The following is a 16,754-nucleotide window of genomic DNA, read 5'->3' as shown; positions in this document are numbered from 1 at the left end:
CCGCAACTATAGCGGGCAAACGTTTGCAGGCGTAGGGCGGGATCACCCTGCCCGGACGCTGTGCGCGCGGTCCGGCCTCAGTTCAAGGGCTGGTCCGGCGCCGCGGCGCGCAGCCTCAGGGAGGCGTGTTCGCATTCGGGCACATCGCAGTCCTGGCAGAACCAGGCCTGCTCGGGCATGGCTTGCTGGCGTGCCTGCAGCCGGGTGAAGAGGCCGCTGGCGCGGCCGCGCAGCAGGCCGCGCCGCAGCAGCAGCGGCGTGATCGCGTTGAGCGCCGACTCCAGCCGGGCCGCGCCCTGGCCGCCCACGCCGCTCCAGCCCAGGCCAGCCCCCAGCAGGGCCCGACGCAGGGCGGCATCCACGGGCTGCTGCACATGAGGGCCGTCACGCTGCAGGCCATCGGCCACCCAGGGGAGGTCCAGGGCGGTGAGCAGGGTGAGATCGCAGCGGCGCTGAAAGTCCAGGGCCATGGGCAGCAGGCCTTCGTCGCCAAACAGCAGCTGGCTGTAGATGGCCGTCATCAGCGGCGTGGTGTCGCAGATCACCAGCTCATGGGTCTGTGCGGCCAGCTCGATCTGCCGGGCCTGCTCGGCGGCGATGGCCGCCTGCTCCTCGGGGCGGGGCGTGCGGCCCTGCTGCTCGCACCAGTGACGCAGATGCTCGGGCACCACGGCGCAGCGCAGACCGCTGTCCTGGCGCAGGCGCTCGGCCAGGGCCTGCGCCAGCTGGCTTTTGCCCGTGCTCTCGGCGCCGATCAGGGCGATGCGCAGCATCAGGCGCGCACCGGCGCCAGCTGGCGCTGCCAGGCCCGCCAGCCCGCAATGGACATGGGGATGAAGACGGCGTAGAGCAGCACGGTGAGCCAGTAGCCCTTATAGGCAAACAGACTCACGCTGACCGCGTTGACGATGACCCACACGCCCCAGTTCTCCTGGTACTTGCGGCCCAGCAGGTACTGGCCCAGCAGGCTGGCCACGGTGGGGAAGGCGTCCCAGTAGGGCACGGGAGAGTCGGTCTGGCGGTCCAGCAGCAGGCCTAGCAAGGGCCAGGCGGCCAGCACGGCACACAGGGCCAGCCAGCGTGCCCGGGTGCTCATCTGGCGCACACGCAGTTTCTGGCCCTGCGCGTCGCGCCCCCGCAGCCATTGCCACCAGCCCCAGACCGCCAGGCTGGCAAAGACCAGCTGCAGCGAGGCCTCGCCATAGAGCTTGCCGTCCCAGAACAGCAGAAAGTAGAGCAGGGAGCTGATGAGGGCCAGGGGCCAGGCCAGGGCATGGACCCGCATATTGCAGATCACCATCCAGACCGCCAGCACAAAGGCCAGGATCTCGGTCCAGGTGATGGGGCTGCCCAGCAGCTCGAAGGCGGGCGTGAACAGGGGGTGCAGCAGCTGCAGCAGGGCGTCCATCGCGGTGCTAGAGGGAGTCAGCGGCGAACTTGGACGTAGATCTCGTCGGGCTTGATCATGCCCAGCTCGAAGCGCGCCTTTTCCTCGACCATTTCCAGGCCCTCGCGCAGGTCGCGCAGCTCTGCACTGAGCTGGGCATTGCGGGCACGGGCCTGCTCGTTGCGAGCCTGATGCTCGCTGAGCTCGGCCCTGAGCTCGGCCACCCGGGTGACACCACCCTTGCCAAACCAGAGCTGAGCCTGGATGGCAACAAGAAAGGCAGCGAGGATGAGGCCCAGAATTTTCACGCCGCCAAGTGTAGCCGCCAGAAATGAAAAACCCCCGCCGGCGTTCACCGCAGGCGAGGGGTGGGAGGCTCGCGAGCCGTGTCGCTTACTTCAGGTTGTAGAAGGCGGCGCGGCCGGGATAGACGGCGATATCACCCAGGTCTTCCTCGATGCGCAGCAGCTGGTTGTACTTGGCCATGCGGTCCGAGCGCGAGAGCGAGCCGGTCTTGATCTGGCCGGCGTTCAGGCCCACGGCGATATCGGAGATGGTGGAGTCTTCGGTTTCGCCCGAGCGGTGCGAGATCACGGCGGTGTAGCCGGCGCGCTTGGCCATCTCGATGGCGGCGAAGGTCTCGGTCAGGGTGCCGATCTGGTTGATCTTGATCAGGATCGAGTTGGCGATGCCCTTCTCGATGCCTTCCTTCAGGATCTTGGTGTTGGTCACGAACAGGTCGTCACCCACCAGCTGCACCTTGTCGCCCAGGCGCTCGGTGATGTGCTTCCAGCCGGCCCAGTCGCCTTCGGCCATGCCGTCTTCGATGGAGATGATGGGGTACTTGTCCACCCAGGTGGCCAGCATATCGGTCCACTGCTCGGCGCTCAGCTTGATGCCGCCTTCGCCTTCCAGCACGTACTGGCCGTCCTTGTAGAACTCGCTGGCGGCGCAGTCCAGGCCCAGGGCGATCTGCTCGCCGGCGGTGTAGCCGGCCTTGTCGATGGCTTCCAGGATCAGCTGGATGGCGGCCTCATGGCTTTCGACGCTGGGGGCGAAACCGCCCTCGTCGCCCACGGCGGTGCTGATGCCCTTGTCGTGCAGGATCTTCTTGAGCGCGTGGAAGACCTCGGCGCCCCAGCGCAGGGCCTCGCGGAAGCTCGGTGCGCCCACGGGGATGATCATCAGCTCTTGCAGGTCCAGCGAGTTGTTCGCGTGGGCGCCGCCGTTGATCACGTTCATCATGGGCACCGGCAGCTGGTTGCCACCCATGCCGCCGAAGTAGCGGTACAGGGGCAGGCCGCTCTCTTCAGCGGCGGCGCGGGCCACGGCCATGGAGACGGCCAGCATGGCGTTGGCGCCCAGGCGGCTCTTGTTCTCGGTGCCGTCCAGGTCGATCAGGGTCTTGTCCAGGAAGGCCTGCTCGGAGGCGTCCAGGCCCAGCACGGCCTCGCTGATCTCGGTGTTGATGTGCTCGACGGCCTTGAGCACGCCCTTGCCCAGGTAGCGGCTCTTGTCGCCGTCGCGCAGCTCGATGGCTTCGCGCGAGCCGGTGGAGGCGCCGCTCGGCACGGCCGCACGGCCCATCACGCCCGATTCCAGCAGCACGTCGCACTCCACGGTGGGGTTGCCGCGGCTGTCCAGGATCTCGCGTCCAACGATGTCAACAATGGCGCTCATTGAGAAAGTCTCCGGTAGGAAGTTGGTAACTCAGTTACGTTCGGCGCGCATGGTGCCAGCTAAAAGTTACGCGCGCTGAACAATCGTTCGGTGGCGGTGGCCTTGTCCGGCGGGTGGGTTCAGACCCCGTCCACGATCAGCATGCGCATGATGCCGGCCTGGGCGCGCAGGCTCTTGGCATGCTGGTAGGTCTCGGAATCGTAGAAGGCGCGGGCGCGGGTGTGGTCGGCAAACTTGAGCACGACCAGGCGGCTGGGCTGCCAGTCGCCTTCCAGCACCTCGATGGCGCCGCCGCGTACCAGCACTTCGGCCCCATGCTCCTGCATGGCCTTGGTGCTCCACTCGCGGTACTTGGCCATCTGTTGGGCGTCGGTCACGGTCACATCGGCGATGACATAGGCGGCGTTGCTCATGGGCGGTGGCGGTGGGCAGAGGGCAAAGAAAAGCGGCGCGGCCTGCAGGAGGATCGCGCCGGGCTGGGGCTCAGCAGAAGAAGTCGTTTTCCAGCAGGGGCTGGGCCTTGACCACGCGGTCCAGGGCGACCAGCTGCTCCAGCAGGGCCCGCATATGCTGCAGGGGCACGGCGTTGGGGCCGTCCGACCAGGCCTCGGCCGGCCGCGGATGGGTTTCCATGAAGAGGCCCGCCACGCCGGCGCCCACGCCGGCACGGGCCAGCACCGGCACCATCTCGCGGGCGCCGCCGCTGCTGGTGCCCTGGCCGCCGGGCTTTTGCACCGAGTGCGTGACGTCGAACACCACGGGGGCGCCGGACTTGCGCATCTCGGCCAGGCTGCTCATATCGGCCACCAGATTGTTGTAGCCAAAGCTCACGCCGCGCTCGCAGGCCAGGAAGCGGTCTTCCGACAGGCCCGCTTCGCGAGCGGCCTCGCGGGCCTTGTCGATGACGTTCTTCATGTCCCAAGGCGCGAGGAACTGACCCTTCTTGATGTTCACCGGCTTGCCGGACTTGGCCACGGCACGGATGAAATCGGTCTGGCGGCACAGAAAGGCCGGGGTCTGCAGCACGTCCACCACGGCGGCCACATCGGCCACCTGGCTCTCGTCATGCACATCGGTGAGGATGGGCAGATGCAGCTGGCGGCGCACCTCGTCCAGGATCTTCAGGCCGGCCTCCATGCCCACCCCGCGCTTGCTGCTGCCGGAGGAGCGGTTGGCCTTGTCGAAGGATCCCTTGTAGATCAGCGGGATGCCCAGGGCGCTGCAAGCTTCCTTGAGCCGGCCCGCCACCTCCATGGACATCTCCAGGCCCTCGATCGAGCAGGTGCCCGCGATCAGGAAGAAGGGGCGGTCGATGCCGACCTCGAAATCGCACAGCTTCATGGGCTAGATCCTCAGGCCTTCTTGTGATCCAGGGCCGCCTTGATGAAGGCCGTGAAGAGCGGGTGGCCGTCCCAGGGCGTGGACTTGAACTCGGGGTGGAATTGCACGCCCACATACCAGGGGTGGACCTCGCGCGGCAGCTCCACGATCTCGGTGAGCTTCTCGCGCTGGGTGATGGCCGAAATCACCAGACCAGCCTGCTGCAGCTTGTCCAGGTAATGCTCATTGGCCTCATAACGGTGGCGGTGACGCTCGGTGACGACCGGGCCGTAGATGTCATGCGCCAGGGTGCCGGGCTTGACGTCCGAGCTCTGGGCGCCCAGGCGCATGGTGCCGCCCAGGTCGGAGTTGGCGTCGCGCTTCTGGATGGTGCCGTCGGCGTCCTGCCATTCATCGATCAGGGCGATGACCTTGTGCGGAGCCTCGGGGTCGAACTCGGTGGAGTTGGCGCCGGTCAGGCCCGCCATATTGCGGGCGTACTCGATGGTGGCGACCTGCATGCCCAGGCAGATGCCCAGGTAAGGCAGCTTGTGCTCACGAGCGTACTTGGCGGCCAGGATCTTGCCTTCCACGCCGCGCTTGCCGAAGCCGCCCGGCACCAGGATGGCGTCGTACTGGGCCAGCTGATCGACGTTGTCGCTGTTCAGCAGCTCGGAGTCCACATACTCAATCTTGACTCCGGCATGGTTGTGGATGCCGGCGTGGCGCAGGGCCTCGTTGAGCGACTTGTACGAGTCCGACAGATCGGTGTACTTGCCGCACATGGCGATGGTGACTTGCTTGGCCGGATTCTCCACCTCGTGCACCAGGGTGTCCCAGCGCTTGAGGTCGGCGGCCTTGGTGTTGAGCTGCAGCTTGGTGCAGATCAGCTGGTCCAGGCCCTGCTCATGCAGCACGCGCGGCACCTTGTAGATGGTGTTCACGTCCCACATGGAGATCACGCCGTACTCGGGCACATTGGTGAACAGCGAGATCTTCTCGCGCTCATCGTCCGGAATGCGGCGGTCGGCGCGGCAGATTAGCGCGTCGGGCTGGATGCCGATCTCGCGCAGCTTCTGCACCGTGTGCTGGGTGGGCTTGGTCTTGAGCTCGCCGGCCGCGGCGATCCAGGGCACATAGGTCAGATGGACGAAGGCGACATTGGTCGGGCCCATCTTCAGGCTCATCTGGCGCGCGGCTTCCAGGAAGGGCAGGGACTCGATATCACCCACCGTGCCGCCGATCTCGACGATGGCCACATCCACCGCGTCCGGCGTGCCGTGACCGGCGCCGCGGCGGATGAACTCCTGCATCTCGTTGGTGATGTGCGGGATCACCTGCACCGTCTTGCCGAGATAGTCGCCGCGACGCTCCTTCTCCAGCACCGACATATAGATCTGGCCGGTGGTGAAGTTGTTGCTCTTCTTCATCCGCGTGGTGATGAAGCGCTCGTAGTGGCCCAGGTCCAGGTCGGTCTCGGCACCGTCATCGGTGACAAAGACCTCGCCGTGCTGGAAGGGCGACATCGTGCCCGGGTCCACGTTGATGTACGGGTCGAGCTTGATGAGGGTGACTTTGAGGCCGCGCGATTCGAGGATGGCAGCCAGGGAGGCCGATGCAATGCCCTTGCCAAGGGAGGACACGACACCGCCGGTGACGAAGACGTACTTGGTCATTGTCTTGCAGCGTTCCCGGTGCGCAGGAACGCTGTGGTGGTAAAGCGTGATTATAGCGAGGTCGCTGCCTCGGCGCCCCCGGCTCGCTGCTGGCGCAGCTGCTGCAGCACCTGCAGCACCAGTTTGGCCGTCTCATCCGGGCGCTCAAAGGGGTAGAGATGGCTGCCTTCCATCCAGTGGAAGTTCTGGCGGGCCAGGGCCTTGGAGGCCATGGCGCCCGCCTGACGCAGCTCCTCGGACTGGGTGCCGGCAATGAAGCCCACCGGGCAGCGCGGCGCATGGCGGCGCAGCAGGGCGTCCAGATGATGGGGCAGGGTGTTGTAGATGCGGGTCTCCACCTCGCGGGTGAAGCGCAGATGCCACTGCCCATCGGGGCCGGGGGCGAAGCCGCAGTCCACATAGTCGGCCAGCACCCGTGGGTCCCAGCGCGCGAACTTGTGCTTGGACTCGAAGTGCGCCTGCACCGCCGCGCGGTCGGGCCAGCGGTGGCGGCGCTGGCGCGAGATCTTGCCGGGCGAGACCCGCGCGATCAGGCCCATGGCCTTGACCATGCGCACGCTGTGGGCCCGCCAGCCGCTGACCACCGGGCTGTCCAGCATCAGCAGGCCCTCGACCAGCTCGGGTCGGCGGCAGGCCGTCAGCAGGCTCAGCAGCCCGCCCAGGGAGTGGCCCACCAGCATGACGGGCCCCGGCGCCGCCATCTGCGGGCGCACCTCGCGCTCGATGAAGTGGATCAGCTGGTCGCGCAGATGCGGCCAGTTGCTGGTGACCGGGTAGTCCGGCTCGTGGCCGAACTGGGGCAGGGCATGAACCTGCCAGCCCGCAGCACGCCAGGCCTCGAAGAGCACGCGGTAGCAGCCGGCTGGAAAGCCATTGGCGTGAGAGAAGACCAGGGTTCCTGCGGGATGTGTGCTCATGTGTGCTGGCTCAGGGCCTTGAGCTTGTACAGCGCTTCCAGCGCTTCGCGGGGGCTCAGGGCATCGGGGTCCAGATCATGCAGGGCCTGCAGCGCCGGGCTGGTCGCCAGGGTGACAGCGGGCTCCTCCGGCTCGGGCGGTGCGGCAAAAAGATCGATCTGCGCCTCGCCCTCGCTGGCCTTGGCCTCCAGGGCCTCCAGTGTGGCGCGCGCCTGGCGCACCAGGCTGGCGGGCATGCCGGCCAGGCGCGCCACCTGTACGCCATAGCTGCGGCTGGCAGGGCCGGGCTGGATCTCGTGCAGGAAGACGATGTCCTCGCCGCTCTCCACCGCCGAGACATGGTGGTTCTGCGCCTGTGGGTGCTTGGCGGGGAACTCGGTCAGCTCGAAGTAGTGGGTGGCAAACAGCGTGAAGGCGCGGTTCTTGTCGTGCAGATGGCTGGCGATGGCGCCGGCCAGGGCCAGGCCGTCGAAGGTGGACGTCCCCCGCCCGATCTCGTCCATCAGCACCAGGGACTGCTCGGTGGCGCTGTGCAGGATGGCGGCGGCCTCGGTCATCTCCAGCATGAAGGTGGACTGGGCATTGGCCAGATCGTCCGCCGCGCCGATGCGGGTGTGGATGGCATCCATGGGTCCCAGGCGGCAGCTGGCGGCCGGTACATAGGAGCCGATGGCGGCCAGCAGGGCGATCAGGGCCACCTGGCGCATGAAGGTGCTCTTGCCGCCCATATTCGGGCCGGTGATCACCAGCAGCTTGGTGCGGGCATCGAGCCTGCAGTCATTGGCCATGAACTCGCCGGCACCTAGCTCGCGCAGGCGCATTTCCACCACCGGGTGGCGGCCGCGCTGGATGTCGATGCAGGGCTGACTGACGAACTCGGGGCGCACCCAGTTCAGCGTGGTGGCACGTTCGGCCAGGGCCGCCAGCGCGTCCAGGCTGGCCAGGGCGCGACCCAGCTGGGTCAGGGGCTGCAGAGCTTCGACCAGATGATCGATCACCATCTCGTAGAGCAGCTTCTCGCGCGCCAGGGAACGCTCCTGGGCCGAGAGGGCCTTGTCCTCGAAGGCCTTGAGCTCGGGCGTGATGTAGCGCTCTGCGTTCTTCAGGGTCTGGCGGCGCTGGTAGTCTATGGGTACCTTGTCCACCTGGCCCTGGGTGACCTCGATGTAGAAGCCATGCACCTTGTTGAACTGCACGCGCAGATTGGCGATGCCGGTGCGGGCGCGCTCGCGCGCCTCCAGGTCCAGCAGGAAGGCGTCGCAGTTCTGGCTGATGCCGCGCAGCTCGTCCAGCTCGGCGTCGAAGCCGCTGGCGATCACCCCGCCCTCGCGCAGGATGACGGCCGGCTCCTCCGCAATGGCGCGCTCCAGCAGCTCCAGCACATGGGGTGAGCCCGCCAGACCTTCGGCCAGCTGGTCCAGCAGGGGCGCGCCATGGCCGGCGCCGGGCAGGGTCTCGCGCAGCTCGGGCAGGGTCTGCAGGGTGGCGCGCAGGCCGGCCAGCTCGCGCGGGCGCACCTGGCGCAGGGCCACGCGGGCGGCGATGCGCTCCACGTCCGACACATGACGCAGGGCCTCGCGCAGGGGCTCGTAGCCGGTGGCGATCAGGGCGGCCACGGCCTGGTGGCGGGCCATGGCTTCGGCACGCTCACGCTTGGGATGCAGCAGCCACTGGCGCAGGGCGCGGCTGCCCATGCCGGTGCGGCAGCCGTCCAACAGGGAGAGCAGGGTGGGCGAGGTTTCACCGCGCAGGGTCTGGGTCAGCTCCAGATTGCGCTGGGTGGCCGGCGGCAGATCCAGTAGCTCGCCGCCGCGCAGCACCTGCAGGCTCTTCACATGGCTCAGGGCGCGGCCCTGGGTGTGCTCGGCATAGGCCAGCAGGGCGGCGCCGGCGGCCTGGGCGGCTTCCAGGCGGTCGGCATTGAAGCCCTGCAGGCTGGCCACGCCCAGCTGCTCGCAGAGCTTGCGCACACCAAGCTGGGTGTCGAACTGCCAGCCGGGACGGTTGGTGATGGGCAGGCGCGCGGCCAGCACGGCCTGGGGCTGGCGCTCGCGGTCCACCAGCACCTCGGCCGGGCTCATGCGGGCCAGGAAGGAGGGGAACTCGGGCTCGCGGCACTCGGCCAGGCCCAGCTCGCCCTTGGTGAGCGAGAGCCAGGCCAGCCCCAGGGTCTTGCCCTGCTGGACCACGGCCAGCAGCACCGAGTCCTGCTTGTCGGCCAGCAGCTCGCTGTCGGTGACCGTGCCGGGGGTGACGATGCGCACCACCTTGCGCTCCACCGGCCCCTTGGACGTGGCCACATCGCCCACCTGCTCGGCGATGGCCACCGACTCACCCAGGCGGATCAGCTTGGCCAGGTAGGACTCCAGCGCATGCACCGGCACGCCGGCCATCACCACCGGCTGGCCGCCGCTCTGGCCGCGTGTGGTCAGGGTGATGTCCAGCAGGGCATTGCACTTGCGGGCATCGTCATAGAAGACCTCGTAGAAGTCTCCCATGCGGAAGAACACCAGCACATCGGGGTGCTCGGCCTTGATGCGGAAGTACTGCGCCATCACCGGGGTGTGGGCGCTGAAGTCCAGGGGATCCTTGCTGCTGGAGGCTGCGGTCATCGGGCGCGGGGCTGAAATGAACAAAGCCCTCGTGCGAGGGCTTTGCAAAAGACGGTGGAGCCGGCGCGCAGTGTAGCGCGCCGCTCGGGGGACTCAAGACTTAGACCGGGGCGTCTTCGCCGCTGGCGGCCGCATCCTTCTTGATGCGCACCGGGCCGCGTTTCTTGGCCGGTGCCGCAGCGGCGGCCACGGCATCGGCGGCGCTGGTCTTCTCGCCGCCCTCGGCGGCGGCCTCGTCCTCGGGCTTGATCACGCGGGTGTAGGGCGCCAGGATCTGGACCAGCTGACCATAGATCTTGGGACTGCCGGCCACCACCTCACGCTGGTTCAGGAAGTCGGCCTCGCCGGTGAAGTTGCCGATCAGGCCGCCGGCTTCGGTGATGATCAGGGAGCCCGCAGCCACGTCCCAGGGGTTCAGGCCGGTCTCGAAGAAGGCGTCGTAGTAACCGGCGGCCACATAGCAGAGGTCCAGGGCGGCGGCACCCGGTCGGCGCAGGCCGGCACACTGGGTCATGACCTCCTCGAACATCTTCATGTAACGCTTGAAGTTGTCGCCGCGGCGGAAGGGGAAGCCGGTGCCGATCAGGGCGTCGCTCATGCGGGTGCGCTTGGACACGCGCAGGCGCTTGTCGTTCAGGAAGGCGCCGCGGCCCTTGGTGGCGTAGAAGAGGTCGTTGCGGCAGGGGTCGTAGACCACGGCCTGCTCGATCTTGCCGCGGAAGGCCAGGGCGATGGACACGGCATAGACCGGGAAGCCGTGGATGAAATTGGTGGTGCCGTCCAGGGGATCGATGATCCAGACATAGTCCGAATGCTTGTTGCCATGCGCGCGGCCCGACTCTTCGGCCAGGATGCCGTGGTCGGGATAGGCTTGCAGCAGGGTTTCGATGATGACGTTCTCTGCGGCCTGGTCCACCTCGGTCACGAAGTCATTGGGCGACTTGGTGTTGATCTTCAGGATGTCGAGGTCCAGGGACGCGCGGTTGATGATGGAACCTGCTGCACGGGCCGCCTTGATGGCGACATTGAGCATGGGATGGAGTGCGGCTTGCGTCATGGTGTGGAACCTGCAAACAAGAGGGGGTGGACTGGCGAAGGCAAAGAACGTGGGCGGTGTGCCCGGACTGCATGGCCCGGCCGCGGATAATCGCGCATTTTAGCCCAGAGCGCGCCCGCGTTCCCAGCCTTTTACCGTGGATTCTTCCCGCACCCGCTTCATCCTGATACAGACCAGCCATGCCGGCAATGTGGGCGCCACCGCGCGCGCGATGAAGGTGATGGGTTTTTCCGAGCTGGTGCTGGTGCGCCCGCGATTTGCCGATGTGCTGTCGCAGGAGGAGACCGTGGCCATGGCCAGCGGTGCGGCCGACATCCTGGCCCGCGCCCGCATCGTGGACAGCCTGGCCGAGGCCCTGGACGGCGTGAGCTTTGCCTGCGCCACGGCCATGACGCCGCGCGACTTCGGCCCACCCACCCATGCGCCGCGCCCGCTCTTCGAGCAGCTGGCCGCCAGCGAGCACCGCCTGGGTCTGGTCTTCGGCTCCGAGCGCTACGGCATGAGCAACGAGGATGTGTATCGCTGCCATGCGGTGCTCTCCATCCCCACCCATCCGGATTACGGCTCGCTCAACTTGGCCCAGGCCGTGCAGCTGCTGGCCTATGAGCTGCGCCAGGCCCTGGGCGGCTTCGAGGTGCAGGCCCGCACGGCCGCCCCCGAGCTGGCCGATGGCCAGGCGGTGCAGGGCTTGCTGGCGCATCTGGAGCAGGGCCTGGTGGCGATCGACTACCTGGACCCGGCCGCGCCCAAGAAGCTGATGCCGCGCCTGAACCAGCTCTTCAACCGGGCCCAGCTCACGGTGGAGGAGGTGCACATCCTGCGCGGCATGGCGCGTGCCATGCTCAAGACCCGCGACGGCAAGGGTTGAAGGCCGCGGCTAGACTCTGAGCCCCGTTCGCATTTCCCCAACTCCCAAGACTCCCTCATGTTCCAGCGCCTTCGCGAAGACATCGCCTGCATCCTCGAACGCGATCCGGCCGCCCGGTCGGCGTGGGAGGTGCTGACGTGTTATCCGGGCCTGCATGCCCTGGTGATGCATCGCCGCGCGCACTGGTGCTGGACCCATGGCCTGAAGTGGCTGGGGCGCTTCATCTCGCATGTTTCGCGCTGGCTCACCGGCATCGAGATCCATCCCGGCGCCACCATCGGTCAGCGCGTTTTTATCGACCATGGCATGGGCGTGGTGATCGGCGAGATGGCCGAGATCGGTGACGGCTGCACCATCTACCAGGGCGTGACCTTGGGCGGCACCTCCCTGGTCAAGGGCGCCAAGCGCCACCCCACCTTGGAGCCCGGCGTGATCGTGGGCGCCAATGCCTGTGTGCTGGGCGGCTTCACCGTGGGCGCGGGCGCGCGCATCGGCTCGCTCGCCGTGGTCACCAAGCCGGTGCCGGCGGGCGCCACCGCGGTGGGCAACCCGGCGCGCATCATCGAGGCCCAGGCCGATGCGCAGCGCGAGGAAGCTGCGGCCCGCATGGGCTTCTCGGCCTATGGTGTGACGCAGAGCGATGATCCGCTCTCGCAGGCCCTGCGCGGCCTGATCGATAACGCCTCGGGCCAGGACCACCAGATTGCCCTGCTGTGGAAGGCGGTGGAGACCCTCTCGCGCAAGGCCGCGGCCGAAAAAGACTGCCTGCCCGCCGATGCCGCCCGCGAAGAGTGCTTCGAGGCGGCCCGGCTCAATCAGCTGATCGGCAAGTAGGCGGGTCTTCGCTTAATGATGATGGCCATGCTCGCCATGGGCATGGCCATGGGCGATCTCTTCTTCGCTGGCCGCGCGCACCGACACCACCTTCAGCGAGACCTTGAGCGCCACGCCGGCCAGCGGGTGGTTGCCGTCCAGCAGCACCTGCGGGCCCTTGATCTTGACCACGTGATAGCGGCGGAACTCGCCGCTGTCGCCGTCGCGGATTTCCAGCTGGCCGCCGACCTTGACCCCGGGCGGGAAGTCGGCCTTGGGGATGCTGCGCGTCAGGCTCTCGTCGCGCGGGCCGAAGGCCTTGTCCACCGGCAGGTCCAGCGTGGCCTGGAAACCGGCCTCCTGGCCCATCAGGGCTTCTTCAATAGCGGGCAGGGTGTTGCCGTAGCCGCCCACCAGCAGGGCTTGCGGCTCCTTGGAGGCTTCGATCAGGCGGCCCTGGGCGTCGGCCACCTTGAGTTGCAGGGTGGCGATGGTGTCTTTGGCGATTTTCATGAGGTCTTGTTCTTCAGGGCAGATTTGGGGCGGAAGGCCTTGCAGACCTCCTCCCGGGTTTCGAGATAAGGGCCGCCGATCAGGTCGATGCAATAGGGCACGGCGGCAAAGATGCCACTGGCCTTCTCGTGGCCTGACAGGGTCTCGGCAATCGCCTTGGGCTGGCCGGGCAGGTTGATGATGAGCGCCTTGCCGCGGATCACGGCGACCTGGCGCGAAAGGATGGCCGTGGGCACGAAGTGCAGGGAGATCTGCCGCATCTGCTCGCCGAAGCCGGGCATCTCGCGATCGGCCACATCCAGCGTGGCTTCGGGAGTGACATCGCGCGGTGCCGGACCGGTGCCACCGGTGGTGAGTACCAGGTCGCAGCCGGCCTCGTCCACCAGCTCGCGCAGGGTGGCCGCGATGCGTTCGCGCTCGTCGGGAATCAGGCGCGGCTGGAACTCGACGGGGTTGATCAGGGCCGCTGTCAGCCAGTCCTGCAGGGCGGGCAGGCCCTTGTCTTCATAGACGCCGCTGGAGGCGCGGTCGCTGATGGAGACGATGCCGATGCGGACGCGATCAGGACTCGTCGTCATCGTCGCTCTCGGCGTCGTCACCCGCCTCGCGGCTGGCGCGCTTGAGCTCGGCCTTGATCAGCTGGAAGAGCTCGCGGTAGGCGCGGCCGTGGCGCTGCTCCTGGTCGGCCGGCTTGGGCGTGTTCAGGTCCTTGCGGGCCGAACGCACCAGGCTGCGCAGCTGTTGCACGTCCACGCCGGCAAACTCGCTGATGAAGGACTGCAGGGCCTCATCGTTGTCCAGCAGGCGCTCGCGCCAGCGCTCGGCCTCGTGCAGGGCCAGGCTGTCCTGGGCATGGCCGAGCTTGAAGGCGGCCACGGCCTCGCGGATGGGTTCGGGATCGACCTTGCGCATCAGCTTGCCGATGTACTGCAGCTGGCGGCGCTTGCCTTCGAAATTGCTGATCTTCTTGGCGTCGCGCACAGCGTCGCGCAGGATCTCGGGCAGGTCCAGGGGTTCGAGCCGGCTCTCGGGCAGGGTCAGCAGATCCGCGCCCAGGGCCTGCAGATCGTGCATATCGCGCTTCTTCTGGCTCTTGCTGGGGCGCTCGTCGAAGTCGGCGTCGAAGTCTTCGGGGAATTCGCTCATAAGTATGATTGTCGCCCACTCTGAAATCTCTGTTCACGCCCCATGTCCCAAGACCTCCGCACCAGCAACACCGCGCAATCCGGCTTCAGCTACAGCCCGGAGCGCTTTCGCGAGCTGGTGGAGACCGTGCTGGCCGAGGCCAAGCGTCTGGGCGCCAGCGACGCCGGTGCCGAGGTGAGCGAGGGCTGCGGGCTCTCGGTGTCGGTGCGCCGTGGTCAGCTGGAGAACGTGGAGCGCAACCGCGACAAGTCCCTGGGCATCTCGGTCTATCTGGGCCAGCGCCGCGGCAATGCCAGCACCTCGGACTTCTCGCCCCAGGCCCTCAAGGACACGGTGCGCGCGGCTTATGACATCGCGCGCTTCACGGCCGAGGATCCGGCCGCCGGCCTGCCCGATGAGCAGGACCTCTCGCTGGACCCCGCCGCCCGGCCCGAGCTGGACCTCTTCCACCCCTGGGCCCTGGACGCCGAAACGGCGGCCGCCCTGGCCCTGCGCTGCGAGGCCGCGGCCTTTGCCACCGACCGCCGCATCAGCAACTCCGAAGGCGCCGCCGTTTCGGCCCAGCAATCGCATTTCTATACCGGCAACACCCGCGGCTTCGGCGGTGGCTATGCCAGCTCGCGCCACAGCCTCTCGGTGGCACCCATCGCCGGCCGCGGCGCGCAGATGGAGCGCGACGCCTGGTACAGCTCCATGCGCGCGGCCGAGGACCTGGCCTCGCCCGAGGCCGTGGGCCGCTATGCGGCCGAGCGCGCGCTCTCGCGCCTGAAGGCGCGCAAGGTCAAGACGGCCGAGGTGCCGGTGCTCTTCGAGAGCACGGTGGCAGCCGGCCTGCTGGGCGCCCTGGTGCAGGCCACCAGCGGCGGCGCGCTGTACCGCCAGGCCAGCTTCCTGCTGGACAGCCTGGGCCAGAGCGTGCTGGCCTCGCACATCGATGTGTCCGAGGATCCGCATGAGATCAAGGGCAAGGGCAGCACGCCCTTTGACGACGAAGGTGTGATCACCCGGCCGCGCCAGCTGGTGCATGGCGGCGTGCTGCAGGGCTATTTCCTCTCCAGCTACTCGGCGCGCAAGCTGGGCCTGCGTACCACCGGCCATGCGGGTGGTTCCCACAATCTGCGCATGACCAGCCGTGCCACCGCGCCCGGCGACGACCTGGCCACCATGCTGCGCCGCATGGGTCGCGGCCTGTTTGTGACTGAGCTGATGGGGCAGGGCGTCAACTACGTGACCGGCGACTACTCGCGCGGCGCCAGCGGCTTCTGGGTGGAGAACGGCGAGATTGCCTACCCGGTGCATGAGGTGACGATTGCCGGCAATCTGCGCCAGATGTTCCAGGACATCGTGGGCATCGGTGCGGACACCTACACCGTGGGCAGCAAGACCATAGGATCGGTGCTGATTTCGCGCATGAAGCTGGCCGGTAGTTGAAGGGCTGCCTGAGGCGAAACGGCTGGGCGCAAATGCCCCTTTTGTCAGCCTCGCGAAAGCCAAGTTTTGGGGAGCTCTGCTACGCTTGCGCCGCCTCTTGAATCGCGTCTGCCGAACGCTGTTTTCGCAGGGGTTTATCCCCTCGAAAAGGGCAGATCGCGACTCCTAGAATCAAGTGGGCTTTGATCCCTTCAACCACCGAGGAGACTCTTCATGGAACGTCGTTCCTTTGTTCGTTCGGCAGGCCTGGCTGGCGTGCTGGCTGCCGGTGTCGCACCGGCGGTGCATGCCCAAGCCACCATCCGCTGGCGTCTGAGTTCCGCCTTCCCCAAGGCGCTGGACACCATCTATGGCGCGGCCGATACCTTCGCCAAGTCCATCAGCGATATGAGCGGCGGCAAGTTCCAGATTTCGGTCCATCCGAACGGCGAACTGGTGGGCGGCTTCAACCAGGTCGATGCGCTGCAGAACGGCACGGTGGAGATGTCTCACACCGCGCCGTACTACTACTTCGGCAAGGATCCGACGTTCGCCCTGGGCTGCGCCATCCCCTTCGGCCTGAACAGCCGCCAGATGAGCGCCTGGATGGTTGAGGGCAATGGCCTGAAGCTGATGCGTGAGTTCTACGCGAACTACAACATCATCAACTTCGTGGGCGGCAATACCGGTGCCCAGATGGGTGGCTGGTGGCGCAAGGAGATCAAGTCCCTGGCCGATATCAAGGGCCTGAAGTTCCGCACCGGCGGCTTCAGCGGCGTGATCTTCAACCGCCTGGGCGGTGTGGCACAAAGCATTCCCGGCGGCGAAATCTATCAGGCTCTGGAGAAGGGCACGATCGACGCGGCCGAGTGGGTGGGTCCGTATGACGACGAGAAGCTGGGCTTCAACAAGGTGGCTCCCTTCTACGGCTATCCCGGCTTCTGGGAAGGCGGCCCGCAGCTGGACTTCTACATCAACACCAAGGCCTACAACGCCCTGCCCGCCGAGTACAAGGCCATGATCGAAGCTGCTTCCCTGGAAGCCGCCACGGTCATGCAGGCCCGCTACGACGCCCGCAATCCGGCCGCGCTGAAGAAGCTGGTGGCCGGTGGCACCAAGCTGTTCCGCTTCCCCAAGGACATGCTGGACGCGGCCTTCAAGGAGTCCATGGCCACCTATGCGGAACTGAGCGACAAGAACCCGGCCTGGAAGAAGATCTACGGCGACTACGCCAACTTCCGCCGCGACTCCAACCTCTGGTTCCGCTTCGCCGAAGCCGGCTTCGACGACTTCATGCAGCAGCAAAAGCTCTAAGCCCTCGGCTCAGCCCACCCTCGGCGGTGGGCTGACAAACA

Annotated in this window: 17 protein-coding genes; 4 read left to right on the top strand and 13 right to left on the bottom strand. The window is 67.1% G+C overall.

What is annotated here, in order from left to right:
- Positions 1 to 77: 77 nt before the first annotated feature.
- The 10 genes from DFR39_RS11575 to DFR39_RS11530 form a co-directional block, all read right to left on the bottom strand.
- A complete protein-coding gene (locus DFR39_RS11575; protein WP_133603705.1) occupies positions 78 to 773 on the bottom strand; it encodes an AAA family ATPase in 696 nt (231 codons plus the stop codon).
- Positions 773 to 1,408: a nicotinamide riboside transporter PnuC gene (gene pnuC / locus DFR39_RS11570; protein WP_133603704.1), complete on the bottom strand. Its 636-nt coding sequence runs from the start codon at positions 1,406 to 1,408 to the stop codon at positions 773 to 775. Before pnuC ends, DFR39_RS11575 begins: the two co-directional genes overlap by 1 nt.
- Before the next feature lie 17 nt (positions 1,409 to 1,425).
- Positions 1,426 to 1,695 carry a cell division protein FtsB gene (gene ftsB / locus DFR39_RS11565; protein WP_133603703.1) on the bottom strand — a complete coding sequence of 90 codons (270 nt, stop codon included), beginning with the start codon at positions 1,693 to 1,695 and terminating at the stop codon, positions 1,426 to 1,428.
- A gap of 85 nt (positions 1,696 to 1,780) precedes the next feature.
- The gene (gene eno, locus DFR39_RS11560; RefSeq protein ID WP_133603702.1) at positions 1,781 to 3,067 is read right to left on the bottom strand and encodes a phosphopyruvate hydratase; all 1,287 of its coding nucleotides are present in this window, start codon (positions 3,065 to 3,067) and stop codon (positions 1,781 to 1,783) included.
- A 119-nt stretch (positions 3,068 to 3,186) separates the two neighbouring features.
- Positions 3,187 to 3,480 (bottom strand): DUF1330 domain-containing protein, encoded by a 294-nt coding sequence (locus tag DFR39_RS11555; protein WP_133603701.1) that lies wholly within the window; start codon positions 3,478 to 3,480, stop codon positions 3,187 to 3,189.
- Between the two features lie 70 nt (positions 3,481 to 3,550).
- Positions 3,551 to 4,408: a 3-deoxy-8-phosphooctulonate synthase gene (gene kdsA, locus DFR39_RS11550; RefSeq protein ID WP_133603700.1), complete on the bottom strand. Its 858-nt coding sequence runs from the start codon at positions 4,406 to 4,408 to the stop codon at positions 3,551 to 3,553.
- A gap of 11 nt (positions 4,409 to 4,419) precedes the next feature.
- On the bottom strand, positions 4,420 to 6,063 hold the full coding sequence (locus tag DFR39_RS11545; protein WP_133603699.1) for a CTP synthase: 1,644 nt from the start codon (positions 6,061 to 6,063) through the stop codon (positions 4,420 to 4,422).
- A gap of 50 nt (positions 6,064 to 6,113) precedes the next feature.
- The gene (locus tag DFR39_RS11540) at positions 6,114 to 6,980 is read right to left on the bottom strand and encodes an alpha/beta fold hydrolase (RefSeq protein WP_133603698.1); all 867 of its coding nucleotides are present in this window, start codon (positions 6,978 to 6,980) and stop codon (positions 6,114 to 6,116) included.
- Entirely contained in the window at positions 6,977 to 9,592 is a 2,616-nt protein-coding gene (gene mutS, locus DFR39_RS11535) for a DNA mismatch repair protein MutS (RefSeq protein WP_133603697.1), read from the bottom strand. Before mutS ends, DFR39_RS11540 begins: the two co-directional genes overlap by 4 nt.
- Positions 9,593 to 9,692: 100 nt before the next feature.
- Positions 9,693 to 10,649: an inositol monophosphatase family protein gene (locus DFR39_RS11530; RefSeq protein ID WP_133603696.1), complete on the bottom strand. Its 957-nt coding sequence runs from the start codon at positions 10,647 to 10,649 to the stop codon at positions 9,693 to 9,695.
- A 211-nt stretch (positions 10,650 to 10,860) separates the two neighbouring features.
- On the opposite strand from DFR39_RS11530, the gene DFR39_RS11525 reads away from it, so the two are divergent.
- Both DFR39_RS11525 and cysE read left to right on the top strand, forming a co-directional pair.
- Positions 10,861 to 11,517, top strand: coding sequence for an RNA methyltransferase (locus DFR39_RS11525; RefSeq protein WP_409846714.1), 657 nt, complete (start codon positions 10,861 to 10,863; stop codon positions 11,515 to 11,517).
- Positions 11,518 to 11,574: 57 nt separating this feature from the next.
- Positions 11,575 to 12,351 (top strand): serine O-acetyltransferase, encoded by a 777-nt coding sequence (gene cysE, locus DFR39_RS11520; protein ID WP_133603695.1) that lies wholly within the window; start codon positions 11,575 to 11,577, stop codon positions 12,349 to 12,351.
- Between the two features lie 12 nt (positions 12,352 to 12,363).
- On the opposite strand, the gene DFR39_RS11515 is transcribed toward cysE, so the two are convergent.
- The 3 genes from DFR39_RS11515 to yjgA are packed head-to-tail and all read right to left on the bottom strand — an operon-like array spanning position 12,364 to position 13,989.
- A complete protein-coding gene (locus DFR39_RS11515; protein WP_133603694.1) occupies positions 12,364 to 12,843 on the bottom strand; it encodes an FKBP-type peptidyl-prolyl cis-trans isomerase in 480 nt (159 codons plus the stop codon).
- On the bottom strand, positions 12,840 to 13,421 hold the full coding sequence (gene mog / locus DFR39_RS11510; RefSeq protein WP_133603693.1) for a molybdopterin adenylyltransferase: 582 nt from the start codon (positions 13,419 to 13,421) through the stop codon (positions 12,840 to 12,842). The genes DFR39_RS11515 and mog overlap by 4 nt, the downstream gene beginning before the upstream one ends.
- On the bottom strand, positions 13,405 to 13,989 hold the full coding sequence (gene yjgA / locus DFR39_RS11505) for a ribosome biogenesis factor YjgA (protein WP_133603692.1): 585 nt from the start codon (positions 13,987 to 13,989) through the stop codon (positions 13,405 to 13,407). The genes mog and yjgA overlap by 17 nt, the downstream gene beginning before the upstream one ends.
- 42 nt (positions 13,990 to 14,031) lie before the next feature.
- On the opposite strand from yjgA, the gene pmbA reads away from it, so the two are divergent.
- Together pmbA and DFR39_RS11495 are read left to right on the top strand one after the other, a co-directional pair.
- Positions 14,032 to 15,420 carry a metalloprotease PmbA gene (pmbA, locus tag DFR39_RS11500; protein WP_133603691.1) on the top strand — a complete coding sequence of 463 codons (1,389 nt, stop codon included), beginning with the start codon at positions 14,032 to 14,034 and terminating at the stop codon, positions 15,418 to 15,420.
- A gap of 213 nt (positions 15,421 to 15,633) precedes the next feature.
- Positions 15,634 to 16,713 carry a TRAP transporter substrate-binding protein gene (locus DFR39_RS11495; RefSeq protein ID WP_133603690.1) on the top strand — a complete coding sequence of 360 codons (1,080 nt, stop codon included), beginning with the start codon at positions 15,634 to 15,636 and terminating at the stop codon, positions 16,711 to 16,713.
- Positions 16,714 to 16,754: the final 41 nt, after the last annotated feature.

The sequence above is a fragment of the Roseateles asaccharophilus genome, assembly GCF_004362405.1.
In the GTDB taxonomy this organism is placed as follows: Bacteria; Pseudomonadota; Gammaproteobacteria; order Burkholderiales; family Burkholderiaceae_C; genus Kinneretia; species Kinneretia asaccharophila.
Note: the sequence above shows the minus strand (reverse complement) of the source record. Positions and strands in the feature narration are given on the sequence as shown.